Origin of the sequence: Marinobacter sp. bablab_jr003 (genome assembly GCF_016464245.1) — a bacterium.
Lineage (GTDB): Bacteria > Pseudomonadota > Gammaproteobacteria > Pseudomonadales > Oleiphilaceae > Marinobacter > Marinobacter vinifirmus.
In genome coordinates, this window is record NZ_JADARC010000119.1 from 63,322 (window position 1) to 79,747 (window position 16,426).

Annotated in this window: 14 protein-coding genes; 9 read left to right on the forward strand and 5 right to left on the reverse strand. The window is 59.3% G+C overall.

The features are described 5' to 3' along the window. The first annotated feature begins 3 nt into the window (after window positions 1-3). The 6 genes from H3Z84_RS12545 to H3Z84_RS12570 all read left to right on the forward strand — a co-directional run bounded on the left by H3Z84_RS12545 (window position 4) and on the right by H3Z84_RS12570 (window position 9,468). Window positions 4-1,710 (forward strand): VRR-NUC domain-containing protein, encoded by a 1,707-nt coding sequence (locus H3Z84_RS12545; RefSeq protein WP_199457900.1) that lies wholly within the window; start codon window positions 4-6, stop codon window positions 1,708-1,710. Continuing rightward, complete coding sequence (locus H3Z84_RS12550; RefSeq protein ID WP_199457684.1) at window positions 1,707-3,962, forward strand: helicase C-terminal domain-containing protein; 2,256 nt, start codon at window positions 1,707-1,709, stop codon at window positions 3,960-3,962. The genes H3Z84_RS12545 and H3Z84_RS12550 overlap by 4 nt, the downstream gene beginning before the upstream one ends. A 146-nt stretch (window positions 3,963-4,108) precedes the next feature. Beyond that, window positions 4,109-4,501, forward strand: a complete 393-nt coding sequence (locus tag H3Z84_RS12555; RefSeq protein ID WP_199457685.1) for a globin domain-containing protein — start codon at window positions 4,109-4,111, stop codon at window positions 4,499-4,501. A 119-nt stretch (window positions 4,502-4,620) separates the two neighbouring features. Beyond that, window positions 4,621-5,619 carry an HlyD family secretion protein gene (locus H3Z84_RS12560; protein ID WP_199457686.1) on the forward strand — a complete coding sequence of 333 codons (999 nt, stop codon included), beginning with the start codon at window positions 4,621-4,623 and terminating at the stop codon, window positions 5,617-5,619. Beyond that, a complete protein-coding gene (gene rbbA / locus H3Z84_RS12565; RefSeq protein WP_199457687.1) occupies window positions 5,612-8,347 on the forward strand; it encodes a ribosome-associated ATPase/putative transporter RbbA in 2,736 nt (911 codons plus the stop codon). Before H3Z84_RS12560 ends, rbbA begins: the two co-directional genes overlap by 8 nt. 2 nt (window positions 8,348-8,349) lie before the next feature. Beyond that, a complete protein-coding gene (locus H3Z84_RS12570; RefSeq protein WP_199457901.1) occupies window positions 8,350-9,468 on the forward strand; it encodes an ABC transporter permease in 1,119 nt (372 codons plus the stop codon). Window positions 9,469-9,542: 74 nt separating this feature from the next. Here H3Z84_RS12570 and H3Z84_RS12575 read toward each other — a convergent pair whose 3' ends face one another. Beyond that, a complete protein-coding gene (locus H3Z84_RS12575) occupies window positions 9,543-9,914 on the reverse strand; it encodes a VOC family protein (protein WP_199457688.1) in 372 nt (123 codons plus the stop codon). A gap of 129 nt (window positions 9,915-10,043) precedes the next feature. Here H3Z84_RS12575 and H3Z84_RS12580 point away from each other — a divergent pair, with 129 nt between their 5' ends. Further along, complete coding sequence (locus H3Z84_RS12580; RefSeq protein ID WP_199457689.1) at window positions 10,044-10,556, forward strand: lipocalin family protein; 513 nt, start codon at window positions 10,044-10,046, stop codon at window positions 10,554-10,556. Here the strand turns inward: H3Z84_RS12580 and H3Z84_RS12585 are convergent. Further along, window positions 10,495-10,971 (reverse strand): DUF3037 domain-containing protein, encoded by a 477-nt coding sequence (locus H3Z84_RS12585; RefSeq protein WP_206768984.1) that lies wholly within the window; start codon window positions 10,969-10,971, stop codon window positions 10,495-10,497. The genes H3Z84_RS12580 and H3Z84_RS12585 overlap by 62 nt on opposite strands. 176 nt (window positions 10,972-11,147) lie before the next feature. Between H3Z84_RS12585 and H3Z84_RS12590 the strand changes: the two genes are divergently transcribed. Together H3Z84_RS12590 and H3Z84_RS12595 are read left to right on the forward strand one after the other, a co-directional pair. Beyond that, entirely contained in the window at window positions 11,148-11,810 is a 663-nt protein-coding gene (locus H3Z84_RS12590; protein WP_228285844.1) for a hypothetical protein, read from the forward strand. A 1-nt stretch (window position 11,811) separates the two neighbouring features. After that, window positions 11,812-12,339, forward strand: coding sequence for a type II toxin-antitoxin system VapC family toxin (locus tag H3Z84_RS12595; protein ID WP_199457691.1), 528 nt, complete (start codon window positions 11,812-11,814; stop codon window positions 12,337-12,339). 43 nt (window positions 12,340-12,382) lie between these two features. Here H3Z84_RS12595 and dinD read toward each other — a convergent pair whose 3' ends face one another. From dinD to H3Z84_RS12610, 3 genes are read right to left on the reverse strand one after another with little or no spacing between them, the layout of a single operon-like run. Further along, the gene (dinD, locus tag H3Z84_RS12600; protein WP_199457692.1) at window positions 12,383-13,246 is read right to left on the reverse strand and encodes a DNA damage-inducible protein D; all 864 of its coding nucleotides are present in this window, start codon (window positions 13,244-13,246) and stop codon (window positions 12,383-12,385) included. A 31-nt stretch (window positions 13,247-13,277) separates the two neighbouring features. Then, window positions 13,278-14,672: a restriction endonuclease subunit S gene (locus H3Z84_RS12605; protein ID WP_199457693.1), complete on the reverse strand. Its 1,395-nt coding sequence runs from the start codon at window positions 14,670-14,672 to the stop codon at window positions 13,278-13,280. Further along, complete coding sequence (locus H3Z84_RS12610) at window positions 14,669-16,291, reverse strand: N-6 DNA methylase (protein WP_199457694.1); 1,623 nt, start codon at window positions 16,289-16,291, stop codon at window positions 14,669-14,671. The genes H3Z84_RS12605 and H3Z84_RS12610 overlap by 4 nt, the downstream gene beginning before the upstream one ends. Window positions 16,292-16,426 lie beyond the last annotated feature (135 nt).

The following is a 16,426-nucleotide window of genomic DNA, read 5'->3' on the forward strand; positions in this document are numbered from 1 at the left end:
TTCATGCGACAAACCCGGTCGTACCTGGCGACGGCTGATCTTGAAAATCCGCTCTATTATCTGGAAAACATGGACATGCTGGTGGCCTGGGTGGCAGACCACCACGGTGACCTGTTAACAGAAGCAGAGCGAATCCGGCTGGCGGCCTTTACCGGCCTGGAAATCGGGCCCCGGGCCTTGCTTACGCGCATGGTGATGCGCACCGGTGAGCTGTTCCGGGCCGACAAGCTGCGCTACCCGGAACTGCCGGTGCCGGAGGCCGAAGCTCTCAAGTTATTGGTGCAGAAGGGCTGGTTGAATAGCGCTCCGGAGCTGAGCCTGGATGACCTGTTCCGGTTGTTTACCCTGGCGGAATTAAAGCCGATATTTGGCGGTTGGCTGCAACAGCAAGGCTACCCGAAAACCCTGGGCAAGGCGCAGATGCGCGAGCTGCTGGCGGAACCGTTCAGCGAACCCCGGCCCTTGCGGGATTGGCTGCCTGATGACGGTGAAGCTGCGCAAGTCGTCCAGCTCCAGGACATGGCCCTGTTCGACCGCATCCGCCTGATGTTCTTCGGCAACCTGCGCCAGAGCTGGACCGATTTCGTGCTGGTGGAACTGGGCGTGCAGCAGTTCGAGCCGGTGCCCTTCACCCCGGAATCCTGCGCCTTTCAGCGCCGGGCAGAAGTGGATTGTTACCTGCAGATGCACCAGTGCCGGGAACGGCTCGACAACGGCGAACCGGCGGTGGACGTCTGGCCCGATGTTCCGGGGCCTGTGGATAACCCCTGGCTCACCAGCCGCCGGGACCGGCTGTTGCTGGAACTGGGCCGGCAGGCGGAGCGACAGGGCGAACGGGAACTGGCGCTTGAGGTCTGGGAAAACAGCGGACACCGGGAAGCGCGGCTGAAACAGCTTCGCTTACTGGAACGGATGAAGCGTTTTCAGGAGGCCTGGGGCATTGCCTGTCAGTGGCGAACCAGTGACCTGAGCGACGCCGAAGCCCAGGGCCTGGGTCGCCTGCTGAAACGGCTGGCGCCCAAGGTGGGGGCCGACAAACCCGAGCCTGTGGATAACCCTCCCCTGCGGGAATTCACCCTCCTATTGCCCAAACCGGATACCGGCACCGTGGAACTGGCGGCGTTGCGGCACCTGAGCACCGAGCAAGCCCCGGTGTTCTATGTGGAAAACACCCTGATCAATGCCCTGTTCGGCCTGCTGTGCTGGGGGGTGATCTTCAAACCCATCCCCGGCGCCTTCTTCCATCCGTTCCATATCGGCCCGGCGGACCTGACCCGGGAAGACTTTGTCGCCCGACGCGCGCAGGCCTTTGAGGAGCGCTTTGGCCTGCTGAAAACCCATGCCTATAAACAGCACATTCGCGACACCTTTCAGGCCAAACAGGGCATCGCCAATCCCTTCGTATTCTGGCCGGTACTGGATGAAGCCCTGCTGGAACTGGCGCTGCACTGCATTCCCGCCCACCACCTGGATGCCCTGTTCCGCCGGCTGCTTCACAACATCAAGGAACATCGCAGCGGCTTCCCGGACCTGATCCGGCTGGTGCCGGATGCCGAGCAACCTGAACAGCGTTATGAAATGATCGAAGTAAAAGGCCCCGGCGACCGGTTGCAGGACCATCAGATTCGCTGGCTGCAGTTCTTCGCCCGGCAAGGCATCCCGGCCAGCGTTTGCTATGTGCGCTGGCAGGACGATGAGGCGAGCGAGTGAAAGTCGCCGTCCGTACCCTCTGTGAATTCGCTGCCCGCCACGGCGATCTGGACTTCCGTTATACCCCGGCGCCCACCAGCGAAGAGGGCATTGCCGGCCATCAGGCCATACAGGCCAAGCGGGGCTACGGCTATAAAAGCGAGTATTCACTTACCGGAAACTGCATGAAGCTGGAGCTTTCCGGCCGGGCTGACGGCTATAACCCGCACAAGAACCGGCTGGAAGAAATCAAAACCCACCGGGGCGATGTGTCCCGTATTCGCCTCCACCAGCGTGCCCTCCACCGGGCCCAGTTGCGGGCCTATGGTGCCCTCCTGTGCCGGCAGGAAAACCGCAAAAATGTGGAGCTGGCCCTGGTGTATTACGACACCGGCCGGGACAAGGAAACGGTACTTACCGAAACCGCCAAAGCCGACGAGCTCTGGCAGGAACTCGAAACTCTGTGTGGCCGCTACCAAGCCTGGGCCGAGCAGGAAGAACACCATCGAGAGCAGCGCGACGCCCTGCTGGCCGCCCTGACCTTTCCGTTCCCGGACTTTCGCCCCCGGCAGCGGCAACTGGCGGAAACGGTGTACAAGAACTCCGTCAAAGCCGGCACCCTGCTGCTGGAAGCCCCCACTGGCCTGGGTAAAACCCTGGGTACCCTGTTCCCGGCCCTGATGGCCATGCCTGCCGCAAAGCAGGACCGGCTGTTCTACCTCACCTGCCGCAACACCGCCCGGCAGTTGGCGTTGGATGCTGTGGATAAGCTGCGGCACGCGCAGGATGAACTGCAGCCCTGGCCACTGCGTACCCTGGAACTGGTTTCGAAAGACGACGCCTGTGAACACCCGGACAAAGCCTGCCACGGCGAGTCCTGCCCCTTGGCAAAAGGCTTCTTCGACCGCCTGCCCGATGCCCGGGCCGAGGCGGTGCAGAGCAAAGAGCCGTTAAATCAGCAGAATTTGGCGAAAATCGCCGCAGGGCATGACATTTGTCCGTATTTTCTCGCCCAGGAAATGGCCCGCTGGAGCGACCTGGTGATCGGTGATGTGAATCGAATGTTCGACCAGTCCGCCCTGCTGCACGGCCTGATCCGCCAGAACAACTGGCAGGCCAGCGTGCTGGTGGACGAAGCCCACAACCTGGTGGACCGTGCCCGGGGCATGTATTCGGTGCAGCTGGAGCAGCAGCGGCTGTTAAAGCTGAAGAAGATTGCCCCCAAACCGGTAAAAGCGGCGCTCGACCGAACCGCCCGGGCCTGGCAAGCGCTGATCCGGGATCACGGCGAACAGCCCCAGCCGGTGTTCCTGGCGACTCTGCCACCGCAATTACTGGGCGCGTTGCAGGCCATGGTTTCTGTGATCACCGATTACCTGGCCGACAACCCGCCGGACCTGGCCCTGCAGGAAGTGATGTTCGAAAGCGTGGCCTTTATGAAGCTGGCGGACAGCTTCGGTGACCACTCCCTGTGTGAGTTCCAGCGCACCGGCCGGGGCCGCGCCAGCCTGACCATCCAGAACCTGGTCCCGGCGGATTTCCTCACGGAGCGCTTCAAGGCTGCCCACTCGGTACTGCTGTTCTCCGCCACCCTCAGCCCCGGCGTCTATTACCGGGACCTGCTGGGCCTGCCTGAAGACGCCCGCTTCACCTCCCTGCCCAGCCCGTTCAGCGCCGAACAATTGCAGGTGCAGTTCACCCCCGGCATCAGCACCCGGCAGGTGCACCGTGAGAGTTCGCTGCAACCCATCGCCGAACTGATCGCCCGGCAATACCGGGAACGGCCGGGCCATTACCTGGCGTTTTTCAGCAGCTTTAAATATGCGAAGGAAGTGAGTGACACCCTGGCGCAACACGCACCGGATATTCCCCAACGCGCCCAGCAACCGGGCATGAGCCCGGAGCAGCGCCGGCAGTTCCTGGCAGAATTCCAGAAACCTGAAGGCTCAGTTGCCTTCGCGGTACTCGGCGGCGTGTTCAGTGAAGGCATCGACCTGCCCGGCGACCAGTTGATCGGCGCCTTCGTGGCTACCCTGGGCCTGCCGCCCTTCGATGCCTGGCACGAAATCCTTAAAGACCGCCTGCAACAGCGCTTTGGCGAAGGCTACAACTACACCTACCTGATCCCTGGTCTGCAGAAGGTGGCCCAGGCCGCCGGCCGGGTGATCCGCACCCCGGACGACCGGGGCGTGATCTGGTTGATTGACGACCGTTTCCTGCAACCCGGCGTTAATCGTTTGCTGCCCCGCTGGTGGTTTTCCGACAGCCACTGATTGCCTGCCCTGGGCCCTCTGATGTGGCGGCATTTTGTCGCAGCCATGGGTGGTAGCGGGATGCCGCTATGGCTATTTTCGGTCGCAAGCTTAGAATGCGCGCCATCATCACATCATTCCGCCTGTTTCAAGGACACCCATTGCAAATGAACAATACGGACCTGGTTTTTCAGAGTTATGGCCGATGTTGCCGCAAAGATGAATTCTTCGTGGATTTCTACGACTTCTTCATGTCCAGTTCTGACGCCATTCGCAACCGCTTTGTCGACACCGACATGGCCTCCCAGCGCCACCTGCTCCGCAACGGCGTAATGCAGATTATCCTGGTTGCCCGGGGTATGTCCGATCGCAAGCTGCGGGACCTGGGCGAAAGCCATAACCGCAGCAACTACAACATCAAACCGGAATGGTACGACCTGTGGGAGCAATCCCTGCTGAAAACCGTGCGGGCCCACGACCCGGAGTGGATCCCCGAGTTACAGCAAGCCTGGCGTGAAGTACTGAAGCCGGGTATCGAGCTGATTCGCGGCGCTTACTGATTTACTGTAAGGCTGACAGTCCAGATAGATTGGAAGCTATCTTGACTCCTGTCAGCCTTATCGTCACACTTTTTCTCTATACTTCCCTTCCGTATTACTCATCTGATCAAGGACGACATATGGCCGGTAAAAGTGCCAAAACTGCCTCCAAACTCCTGCTGGCACTGCTGATTGTGGCTGTGATAGCGGCTGCTGTCTGGTACCTGATGCCGAACGGCGACGAACTCCCCGAGCACATTGCTTCCGGCAACGGCCGTATTGAAGCCACCGAAGTGGATATCGCCACCCGCATACCCGGGCGCCTTGAATCCTTCGAGGTGCGTGAAGGTGATATGGTAGAAGCCGGCCAGCTGCTGGCGGTGATGGACACCGACGAGCTCAAGGCCCGTGCGGCGGCTGCCGAAGCCAACCTGCACCAGGCCGAACAGGCCCGGCTGCTGGCTGAAGCCGTCGTCGTGCAGCGGGAAAGCGAGCAGCGCTATGCCCGTGCCGAACTCGCCCGTATTGAAACCCTGGTCGACCGGGGCCATGCCTCCCGGGAGCAGCTGGACCGCACCCGCACGGCGGCAGAAACCGCCGGGGCTGCCCTGCAGGCGGCCCGGGTACAGGTGGCTTCGGCCGATGCCGGCATTGAATCGGCCCGGGCTGCCATCCGGCAAATCCAGACCAACATCGACGACAGCCAGCTTTCCACTCCGGTGGGTGGCCGTGTGCTATACCGGCTGGCGGAACCCGGTGAGGTACTGGCTGGCGGCGGCAAGGTGGCCACAGTGCTGGATGTGACCGACGTCTACATGACCATCTTCCTGCCCACGGCCCAGGCCGGCAAAGTGCGGGTAGGCTCGGAAGCACGCATCATCCTGGATGCCCTGCCGGATTACGTGGTGCCGGCGGAGGTCAGCTTTGTGGCGGCAGAAGCCCAGTTCACCCCCAAATCGGTGGAAACCCGCAGCGAGCGGGAGAAGCTGATGTTCCGGGTACGCATCCGCATCAATCCGGACCTGCTCAAAGCTTACCGGGACCGGGTAAAAACCGGTGTGCCGGGCGAAGCCTATGTGCGGCTGGATGAAAGCCTGCCCTGGCCCGATAGCCTGAAGGCGAGCCTGCCCAATGACTGACACCGTAGCCCGGCTGGAAGGAATCAGCCACCGCTACGGGGAAACCGCTGCGCTGTGCGACATTACGCTGGATTTCCCCGCTGGCTGCATGGTTGGCCTGATCGGCCCGGACGGGGTGGGTAAATCCACCCTGCTGGGGCTGATTGCCGGGGCTCGTGAATTACAGCAGGGTCGCCTGCAGGTGCTGGGCGGCGACATGGCCAGCCACCGGTTTCGCAACCAGGCGGCCCCGCGCATTGCCTATATGCCCCAGGGCCTGGGTGGCAACCTGTACCACACCCTGACGGTGGACGAGAACATTGCCTTCTTTGCCGATCTGTTCGGCCTCACTGGCGCCTCGCGCCGGCTGCAGATCGACCGCCTGCTGGATGCCACCGGCCTGCTGGCCTTCCGGGACCGCCCCGCGGGCAAGCTCTCTGGCGGCATGAAGCAGAAACTGGGCCTGTGCTGCGCACTTATCCACAACCCGGACCTGCTGGTTCTGGACGAGCCCACCACCGGCGTAGACCCGCTTTCCCGCAAACGCTTCTGGGACCTGATCGACACCATCCGTGGGCAAAGTAGTGGCATGAGTGTGCTGGTCGCCACCGCCTACATGGAAGAAGCCGAACGCTACGACTGGCTGGTGGCCATGGACGCCGGCAAGGTGCTGGCCACCGGCTCCCCCGCCGAGCTGCGCCAGCAAACCGGCACCGATAACCTGGACGATGCCTTTATCGCCCTGCTGCCGGACAGCCGCCGGGAGCAGGAGCTGGGCGTGCCGGTATCGGCACAAGCGGCAGCTTCGCCCACTCCCGAAAACAGCACTCCGGCCATCGTGGCGGAGAACCTGACCCTGAAATTCGGCAGCTTTACCGCGGTCAAAGACGTCAGCTTTACCATCCCGAAAGGCGAGATCTTCGGTTTTCTGGGCTCCAACGGCTGCGGCAAAACCACCACCATGAAAATGCTCACCGGCCTGCTGACGCCTACGGAGGGCAATGTGGCGTTATTCGGCGAGCCGCTGGATGCCAAAGACCTGGCCACCCGCCGTAAGGTGGGTTATATGTCCCAGTCGTTCTCCCTGTACGGCGAGCTGACCGTGCGCCAGAACCTGGACCTGCACGCCCGGCTGTTCCACCTGCCGGAGGCAAAAATTGCCGGGCGCATCAGCAGCCTGGCCGGGGAATTCGGCCTGGAAGAGGTGCTGGACCACCAGGCCGGCGCACTGCCGCTGGGGGTGCGCCAGCGTTTGTCTTTAGCGGTGGCGGTGGTGCACGAGCCGGAACTGCTGATTCTGGATGAACCCACCTCCGGTGTAGACCCCGGCGCCCGTAACCGGTTCTGGCAGCTGCTGATGCGGCTGTCCCGGGAAGACGGGGTGACCATCTTTATCTCCACCCACTTCATGAACGAAGGCGAGCGCTGCGACCGCATTTCGTTGATGCACGCCGGTGAAGTACTGGCCTGTGACACGCCCCAAGCACTGATCGAACAAACCGGCAGCGACAGCCTGGAAGGCGCCTTCATGACCACCCTGGAAGCGGTGGACAAGGAACCGGAAAGCCAGACCAGCGGCAAACTGCTGAATAAAGAGGGCGGCCAGCCGGAACGCCCCAGGGCCTTCAGCCCGCAACGGCTGCTGGCCTACGGCCGGCGCGAAGCCCGGGAACTGCTGCGGGACCCGATCCGCATGGCCTTTGCCTTAATCGGCTCGGCCCTGCTGATGCTGATTCTGGGCTACGGCATCACCATGGATGTAGAAGACCTGCCCTTTGCGGTGCTGGACCGGGACCAGACGCCCCAGAGCCGGGATTACATCGCGGCGATCTCCGGCTCCCGCTATTTTGTCGAGCAACCGGCGCTGTCGACGGCGGAGGAGCTGGAGCGGCGCATGCGCTCCGGGGAGCTGAGCCTGGCTATCGAGATTCCTTCCGGCTTTGGCCGGGATATGAAACGGGGCCGGGACACCGAGCTGGCGGTGTGGGTGGATGGCGCCATGCCGTTCCGGGGCGAAACCATCCTCGGCTACGTACAGGGCATGCACATCAGCTACCTGAGCGAACAGGCCCGGCAGGCGTGGGGCGAAGTACCCACGTTGAGCCTGGTCAGCCTGGAAGACCGCTACCGCTACAACCAGGATTTCCGCAGCCTGGATGCCATGGTGCCGGCGGTGATTCCGATCCTGCTCATCTTCATCCCGGCCATACTGATGGCCTTGGGCATTGTCCGGGAGAAAGAACTGGGCTCCATCACCAACCTGTACGTCACCCCGGTCACCCGGCTGGAATTTCTGCTGGGCAAGCAGCTGCCCTACATTGCCTTCAGCATGGTGAGCTACGCCAGCCTGGTGTTGCTGGCAGTCTATGTGTTTGATGTGCCCCTCAAGGGCGGCCTGCTCACCCTCACGCTTGGCGCCTTGCTGTTTGTTACCGCCACCACCGCCCTGGGCCAGGTGATGTCCACCTTTGCCTCCACACAGATTGCCGCCCTGGCGGCCACCGCCATACTCAGTATTCTGCCCACCGTGCAGTTTTCCGGCCTGACCGAGCCGGTATCGTCCCTGAGCGGTGCTGGCGCCTGGATCGGCCCCTTCTGGCCGGCCACCTGGTTTTTGCAGATCAGCCGGGGCGTGTTCACCAAGGGTTTGACCCTGGCCGACATGCAGGGCGCGTTTCTGGCGCTGGCGGCGTTTATTCCGGTGCTGACCGGCCTGGCCATGGTACTGCTGCGGAAACAGGGGCGCTGATGATGGAATCTCTCGGTAACATCTGGCATCTGGGCATCAAGGAACTGCGCAGCCTTTGGCAGGACAAGGTGTTGATGGTGTTCGTGCTGGTGGCCTTCACCCTGATGATCTACACCGCAGGTTCTGCCGGTTCCATGGAGCTGCACAACGCCCCGGTGGCGGTGGTGGATGAAGACCAGACCGTGCTCTCCGGCCGGGTCATCAATGCCCTGCAGCAGCCCTGGTTTCTGCCGCCAGACATGGTGCGCTATGACCAGATAGACGACTTGCTGGACAAGGGCAGCCACACCTTCGCCCTGGTAATCCCGGAAGGCTTCGAGCGCAAGGTGCGCCAGGGCCAGCCGGTAAGCCTGCAGCTGAACATAGACGCCACCCGCATGAGCCAGGCTTTTATCGGCACCAGCTACATAGAACGCTTCGCCATGACCGAAGTGGCGGAGTTCCTGCAGCCGGGCAGTTCCACCGACGGCCTGCCGGTGACGTTGGTGACCCGCGCCAGTTTCAACCCCAACCTGGATGGCACCTGGTTTGGTGGTGTGATGGAGCTGATCACCCAGGTGACCCTGATCAGCATCATCCTGACCGGCGCAGCGCTGATTCGCGAGCGCGAACACGGCACCGTGGAGCACCTGATGGTGATGCCGCTGCGGCCGTTCGAGATTATGGCGTCCAAGGTGTGGGCCAACGGCCTGGTAGTGTTGCTGGCGGCGTCTGTGTCGATCACCCTGGTGATTCAGGGCTGGCTGAACGTACCCATTGCCGGCTCTGTGTGGCTGTTCCTGCTGGGGGCGCTCATTCACCTGTTCTCCACCACCGCCATCGGCATCCTGATCGGCACCGTGGCCCGCACCATGCCCCAGTTCGGCCTGCTGCTGATCCTCACCATCCTGCCTTTGCAGCTGCTGTCTGGCGGCATCACCCCAAGGGAAAGCATGCCGGACCTGGTGCAGAACATCATGCTGGCCGCCCCCACTACCCACTTCGTGAGCATGGCCCAGGCCATTCTGTACCGGGGTGCCGGGCTGGAGGTAGTGTGGCCGCAAATGCTGGCGCTGGTGGCCATTGGCGGAGTGTTTTTCTCAAGCGCACTGGCGCTGTTCCGGCGCCATCTGTCGGTGTGAGGCTATAAAAACGTAGGGAATGAGGTAGGCAATGGGGCCGACAGCATGTGCCTGGCCCCGTTGCCGGCGGCTGATCAGCCGAAGTGATAGAACGCCAGCTTGTTGCCGTCCGGATCGCGCACGTAAGCGCCGTAGAACTGGTTCGGAATACGCTGGCCCGGCTCACCGTCGCAGGTAGCGCCGAGGTCGATGGCCTTCTTGTAGAACTTATCCACAGCTTCCTTGGAACCCGGCTGAATGGCCAGCATGTTGCCGTTGCCCGGATGGTTGGGCTCGCCGTTGAACGGGGTGCAGACTGCCAGCATAGGCTTGGCCATGCTTTCGCCAATAAACGCAATGCGTTCCATGTCCAGCAGTACCTTGCCGCCGAGCTCGCCCAGCAGGTCGCTGTAGAACTGCTTGGCCCGGTTCATATCGCTGACACCGATGGTTACGTATCCGATCATATTCGACTCCTTGGTTGGTTAGCGCTGGGTATACGAGCGCCAGGGTGTTTTGGAGCTTAACACCTGTTCGACGATCTTTGCCTGTGGCTTTGCTATGGTTGGTTCACGACTGTTCTTTGGGAGTGTGTCATGAAGACTGGATTGGCAGTAATCGCGTTACTGTTTCTGATGACGGGCTGCACCGGTGTGCCCAAGGGTATTGAACCAGTGACCGGTTTTGACCAGCAGCGCTACCTGGGCACCTGGTACGAGATCGCCCGGTTAGATCACTCGTTCGAAGAGGGCCTGAGCCAGGTGACCGCCGAATACAGCCTTAACAATGACGGCAGTATCAAAGTGGTCAACCGGGGCTACAACGCTGAAGCCGGTGAGTGGAAAGAAGCCGAAGGCCGTGCGGTGTTTGTGGACGCCCCCGATGTGGGCCACCTGAAAGTATCGTTCTTTGGACCTTTCTATGCGTCCTATGTGGTGTTCGAGCTGGACGACCAATACACCACCGCGTATATCACCGGGTATGACCGGGATTACCTGTGGCTGATGTCTCGTACGCCGGAGGTGAGCGATGAGGTGTTGGAGGCGTTCAGGAAGCGGGCTGAGGCGGAGGGGTTTGAGCTTGGGGAGTTGATTTTGGTGGAGCAGTGAGGTGATCAACATAGTAGTTAAACAATGCAGCAACGGTTGCTTCCGGGTTTTCGCTTAGAATGGCCCTTTGTTCGCTAAAGCGAACGATGGTTTCTCGGGGACGGATAACTTCCTCAAAGATGCTTTTGTGGAAGCCGTACTGGAGGTTTGAATTAGCCGTGACCACAGCATCTTCCTGAAGCAGCGCCTGGACTCGATGAAGCTCAGTATCCAGATCAGCCATGGCCTTCAGGTAGACCTGTTTATCCAGTTCTTTGAAGAATTGGGTGATTCGCCGGTAATTGCTGCGTAGAAGTTGGAACAACAAGGTTTTCTGCTTGGGTATCCACAGCAAAACGCCGACATTGGCGAACTCGCCGGTTTCGACGTATGGCATGAATCGCACAATGGCGTAGTTACAAGCAAATCTAGTCATTTCCAGCCCCTGTGCATAGGCTTTTGGCAGAGCGGCAGCTGTCCGTCAAGTCAGCGAATACCGACTTACTCGTTCCATATTACGTTCGGTAGCAAGTGGACTGCCAGCCTTCTATAATCACCATTATGAAAAAGCTAACCCTGAAGTTAAATGACTGCAGCCCGGAGACGCTTCCTATGAAGCGGTTGGGGCAGTATCTGGCCCATCTCTCTGACATGCTTGGGGAGGTAGAGCATGTGCATTTTTCTGCGGTTAGTAAAGGCAGCGCCATGCTGAACGTGAATATTGAGGACCTCCACTATCCAAAGGTTCTCACCCACGTGCGGGAAGTGCCAAATGGCATGGGTGCGAAAAAGCACCTATCTGCCTACCGAGCACTTCAACAACTCATGGATGAAGATGGCACAGGGGGTGCGATTTTGGACAACACGGAAGCGCAGGTATTGTCGTTCCGAAAGCGGCCCGATGATGAAAAGCCGCTAGTGGTTAACAAGTCTGGCTCCGTCCAGGGCCGCCTGTATCTGGTTGGTGGTAAAGACGAAACGGTCCCGGTTCGACTTGAGGGAGCTAGTGGTGAAACGCTTTATTGTGAAGCCACTACTGAGATGGCTCAGCAGCTCTCAGCTCTGTTGTTCAAGCAAGTGAGAGTGAGCGGTCCCGGTATCTGGGAGCGTACTCCTGAAGGAACGTGGAAGCTCAAGAAGCTCAAAGTTGAATCATTTCAGGAGCTGGATACCGCCAAGGTAAGTGATGTGGTTTCCAGGCTTCAGTCGATTGGTGGTTTGAAATGGGCGGAAATGGAAGATCCGCATGGAGTAGCCAGGGACCTGAGAGGCTGATTTGAGATTATTAGTCGACAACAACATCCTGATCCAGATTCTTGCTCCGAATAAAACGGGCCTGACGCACCCAGAAACGAAGGCTGCGCTGGAGCGCGTTGATGAACGCGCGCAGGCGTTCGTCGTTGATGCCGAGAGAAGGAACGCCCTGATTCTCATACCATCCCCGGTATTGTCAGAGTTCCTGATTGGCGTGGAAGAATCTAAATATCAGGAGTATCTGGATGTTCTCAACGGCAGTGCCTGCTTTGAAGTTGTGGATTTCGATACCGCCGCGGCGATCGAATGCGCGCAGCTTCCAAACCGGAATGAGTTGGCCCAGATCTCACCCGGGCAGGTTGCCAGCAAGCTTAAATACGACCGCCAGATTGTCGGCATTGCCCTCGCTGTGATGGCGGATGAAGTCTGGTCGCACGATGATTCACTTCGCAAGATTGCGAGCTCAAGAGGCTTAACGGTCAGATCGCTGGCGGATATTGAGCCGCCAGCAGTTCAGAGCCAGATGTTTCCACCGGATGAAGACGGCTGAAAGCGCCGGTGTTACCTGCCTGTTCTTGCTCATTTAATCTGCGTCAGGAATCCCGCTCATCCTTGGGTAGCCCCGGCGTTTGCTTACTGAGCTTCTTCTCTTCGGATTTGACCCTTCGCTCGAGCTTCTTGAGGTCTTCCTCCGCCGGCAAATGTTCTGGTTGGATACCACGCTGGTCGAGCATACCTCGGACACTTCTATTGTTTTGAACGTGCTCGCGAGTAATTGCCTGCTCGCCCTTCAAGTCTTCCTGATGGACGTTATGATTGGTCATCTCCGTGGCCAGATTTTTTGCAGCGATGGTCAGAGTGGGCAGGAAATCTGCCAGCGGCCTGCTCTTTACGATTCCATAGCGCTCTTTCATGGCCTGGGTTGTGCGACCGCCGAACAATGCCTGATCGCCTTTGGACCGAATGCGGCCAAAACCTGCGTCATCAACTCCACGCTCATAGATACTTTGTGACAGCGCTTTCTCTGATTCTCGCAGGCGATCCCTGGCTTCCAGGCGGGCCTGGAGTTTCATCCGGTCTTCAATGATTTCCTGCTTGCGGGTTTGAACTGCGAAGTAGCTTTGGGCAAAGGCGATTTCCGGTTTACGCGGGTCACCATTCTGGGCAATCAGGTAGCAGGCATAGCGGGTGAGCATGAAATCTTCGACTTCGCGCTCTGCACCTTTGCCGAGGCTGATCATTTTCGTGACGCCACGAAAATGATCGTCGACAGTTATTCCGGTGCCTTCGCAGGCCGCCATGGCCTTGTTGATGACGGTAAGGAAGTTCTCCCAACGGGCGTATCCGAGGGGCTGCTGAAGGTCCCGGGCAAACCAGAATTCGATGTCCGATTGCTCGTCCGGGCGTTGCAGCCGTTGATTCAGGCTCTGGTGTAGTTGCTGCAATTGCTTGTCCATTACTTACGTTCCTTGTAGGTGACTATGTAATTTATGCGTTTGCTTTACGGCGCTTGGGTTTTGCCACAGCCGCCCGCTCCGCCTTGATCCTCTCCAGCAACGCCGCCGCACGGTTCTCCCCGCTGATCAGTTCCGGGTTGTCCTTGCGCCATTGCTCGGTGAGTTCGCCCCGGAACGCCTTGGCCAGGATGGACTGGGTGAGGTTGTTGACGCGGGCCAAGGCATTGTTGACCTGTTGTTCGATGCGGTCGGCGTGGGCGAAGAGTTGGTCTACTTGGTGGACGATTTCGGTTTGTTCGGAAACTGTTGGAAGCGCCACCTTCATTAATTTCAAATCTTTGCCAGAGATTCCCTTTTGTCCGGACGTTGATTTCACGAGAGAGTAAATATACTCGCGAGCCTCCAAGCTTGCGGCAAATATTTCGAGAAATTCTGGGATTACTTGCGCTTTGTCCACCCGTACACGAATCAGCTTGTCTGGATAGAGAAGAGTGTCGTGGTTGAGTTGCGATACTCGTGCGCAGACGCCGACAAACTCGATACTGCCGTTATACCGAGTGAACAGTAAATCATCAGGTTGGAGCGAATAACGTTCCTTATCTTTTTCCGACACCTCCAAGTGCCGGATATCAATTTGATCCAGTGAAAATGGCCTGACAGAGCTGATTCGCAGAATAGGATGGCCCCGCCCGTCTTCATTTGGTTTTGGAGACAGCCCGTTGCGCATCTCGTGAATGATTTCTGAAAGTTTGCGGTTTTCGTATGGGAACTGGGAGCTGTTGTGCTCCCGCCACTCCTCCGTCAACCGCCCACTCACCGCCGCAGCCAGCACGGACTGGCGGAAGCGTTTGAGGATTTGCGGAATGCGTTCGAGGCGGACTTTGGTGTTTTCCACCTGGGCCAGCAGGGTGTCGAGTTTGTCGGCGATGACTTTTTGTTCGGCGAGGGGGGGGAGTGGGATTTCTAAGTCCTCTATGTCGCCTTTCCTTACTGATGGCACGGTTGTCGATCGTGAGACATCAGAGAGATCAACCGTGCGGAGAAAATAGTACAGATATCTATCCGATTCGTTTAAATGCGGAACAACGGCCATGACATTGTTATCTGCGAGGCCAGGACGCATGACGAAGGCTCGACGATTTAACTTAACCGCTTCCCCAATCTTTGCGAACAGAGTTGACCCGGTGCGAAAAATTACCCCCTTCAGTGCCCCTGCCTCTTCCGTCGTCACATAGTGGTTGGCTGAGTTGAGTAGTCCTTGGCTTAGGGTTACGGCTCGAGAGACATCCCCCACTTTGTAAACAGGATAATCACCGGAGCTTTGGCCCTGGTATTTTTTGGGAAAGCCTACTCCACTTTTCACTTCACTCAGGTCACCCAGCGTAACGGTGACCCAAGAGCTCGAGGAAGATTCTGGTTCTTTCATGAGCCCACCTCACCTAGTACTTCTTTTAGCAAAACCCCAGCCCCATCAGCCTCCTCCTCAGCCCCCAATTCCCGCATCAATGCATCCAACTCGCCCAGCGCCTGCACCAGCTCCCCCATCGCCTCACCCGCCAACACACTCGGCTCTGGCAGATTGGCGGCATCCACACTGTCACTATCTTTCAGCCAGGAAATGTCCAGCGAGTCACCTTTGTGTTCGGCAATCCACTGGCGGCTGAAGCTGCGCCAGCGGCTGTGGGCCAGGCGGGGGGCGATGCCTTCGTTTTCGTCGCTGTGTTCCGGCAGTTCGATGTCTTCGGAATGGAAGCTGTATTCGCCCTCCTTGCGCTCGCTGTCGCCGTTGGGGCTATCGCCATAAACAGCTTCAAACGGCTTCAGGTGCTGGTCACCAAAGGGCGTGCGTTTGCCGAAGCTGGGCATGTTGGTGCGCAGGTCGTAGACCCAGGCGTTCTCGGTGCAGTTTTCTTCCTGGTACTTGTCCACCGCGCTGCCTTTGGTGAAGAACAGCACGTTGGTTTTCACGCCCTGGGCGTAGAAGATGCCGGTGGGCAGGCGCAGGATGGTGTGCAGGTTGCACTTGTTCATCAGGTCCCGGCGCACGTCGGTGCCGACGCCGGCTTCGAACAGCACGTTGTCCGGCAGCACCACGGCGGCGCGGCCACCGGGTTTGAGGTTGCGGTAGATGTGCTGCAAAAAGGCCAGCTGTTTGTTGCTGGTTTTGTAGGTGAGGTCGTCCCGGGTGATGCTGGCGTCGCCGCCTTTGCTGGTGCCGAAGGGCGGGTTGGCGAGGATCACATCGGCCTTTTCCAGCCCGGCACCGGTCTGGCCCAGGGCGTTGCCCAGGTGCACCACGCCTTCGGCATCCCCTTCCATGCCGTGCAGCAGGCAGTTCATCAGGGCCAGGCGGCGGGTGCCGGGCACCAGTTCGATGCCCACGTAGGCCTTGGTGGTCTGAAAGGCTTTCTGTTCGGTGGTCAGGTCGTACAGGTCGTCGGTCTGGCCTTTGATGTATTCGTGGGCGGCAATCAGAAACCCTGCCGTGCCCGCGGCCGGGTCCTGGATGCGTTCGCCCGGTTGCGGTTTCAGGCAGCGCACCATGGTGTTGATCAGGGCGCGGGGCGTGAAGTACTGGCCGGCACCGGATTTGGTTTCGTTGGCGTTCTTTTCCAGAAGGCCTTCGTACAGGTCGCCCAGGCCGTCTTTCTGGGCGCTGAACCAGTCGATCTGATCCAGGGTTTTGATCATCTGTTCCAGATGGCGCGGCTCCCGCAGGCGGGTCTGGGCATCGGCGTAGATGGCGCTGATCAGCGGGTCGTCGTGTACCAGCGTGCCGTCGCCATCCTTGCCGGTGGACAGACTGAGCAGGATGCGCTTGTAGTCGTTCAGCAGGTTGATGCCGGATTTGCCGTTAAGATCGGTCCAGCGGCAGCCTTCCGGCAGCGGGTGTTTTTTCAGGGTGCCGGCTTCGGTGTTCTCGTGCACCATTTTGATAAACAGCAGCAGCACCAGTTCGGTGACGTAGTCCGAGTAGTTGATGCCGTCGTCCCGCAGAACGTCGCAGAGGTTCCAGAGTTTCTGGACGATGTCGTTGTTGGTCATGGGTGATCCTTTGCCGGGCGCGCCGTCTTGGTCAGCGCCTCATGTATAAAAAATGCGGAAATCTTTGCACGTTACGGGCGACATGTTAAGAAAAGCCGGTTTTCTATGCATGTCATTCGGGCTATGTCGAAAAAA

Excerpts from the sequence above, each read along its gene's own strand:
- H3Z84_RS12545 (WP_199457900.1), top strand. The coding sequence starts at position 4 with ATGCGACAAACCCGGTCGTACCTGGCGACGGCTGATCTTGAAAATCCG.
- H3Z84_RS12555 (WP_199457685.1), top strand. The coding sequence starts at position 4,109 with ATGAACAATACGGACCTGGTTTTTCAGAGTTATGGCCGATGTTGCCGC.
- H3Z84_RS12560 (WP_199457686.1), top strand. The coding sequence starts at position 4,621 with ATGGCCGGTAAAAGTGCCAAAACTGCCTCCAAACTCCTGCTGGCACTG.
- rbbA (WP_199457687.1), top strand. The coding sequence starts at position 5,612 with ATGACTGACACCGTAGCCCGGCTGGAAGGAATCAGCCACCGCTACGGG.
- H3Z84_RS12570 (WP_199457901.1), top strand. The coding sequence starts at position 8,350 with ATGGAATCTCTCGGTAACATCTGGCATCTGGGCATCAAGGAACTGCGC.
- H3Z84_RS12575 (WP_199457688.1), bottom strand. The coding sequence starts at position 9,914 with ATGATCGGATACGTAACCATCGGTGTCAGCGATATGAACCGGGCCAAG.
- H3Z84_RS12580 (WP_199457689.1), top strand. The coding sequence starts at position 10,044 with ATGAAGACTGGATTGGCAGTAATCGCGTTACTGTTTCTGATGACGGGC.
- H3Z84_RS12585 (WP_206768984.1), bottom strand. The coding sequence starts at position 10,971 with ATGACTAGATTTGCTTGTAACTACGCCATTGTGCGATTCATGCCATAC.
- H3Z84_RS12590 (WP_228285844.1), top strand. The coding sequence starts at position 11,148 with ATGAAGCGGTTGGGGCAGTATCTGGCCCATCTCTCTGACATGCTTGGG.
- dinD (WP_199457692.1), bottom strand. The coding sequence starts at position 13,246 with ATGGACAAGCAATTGCAGCAACTACACCAGAGCCTGAATCAACGGCTG.
- H3Z84_RS12605 (WP_199457693.1), bottom strand. The coding sequence starts at position 14,672 with ATGAAAGAACCAGAATCTTCCTCGAGCTCTTGGGTCACCGTTACGCTG.
- H3Z84_RS12610 (WP_199457694.1), bottom strand. The coding sequence starts at position 16,291 with ATGACCAACAACGACATCGTCCAGAAACTCTGGAACCTCTGCGACGTT.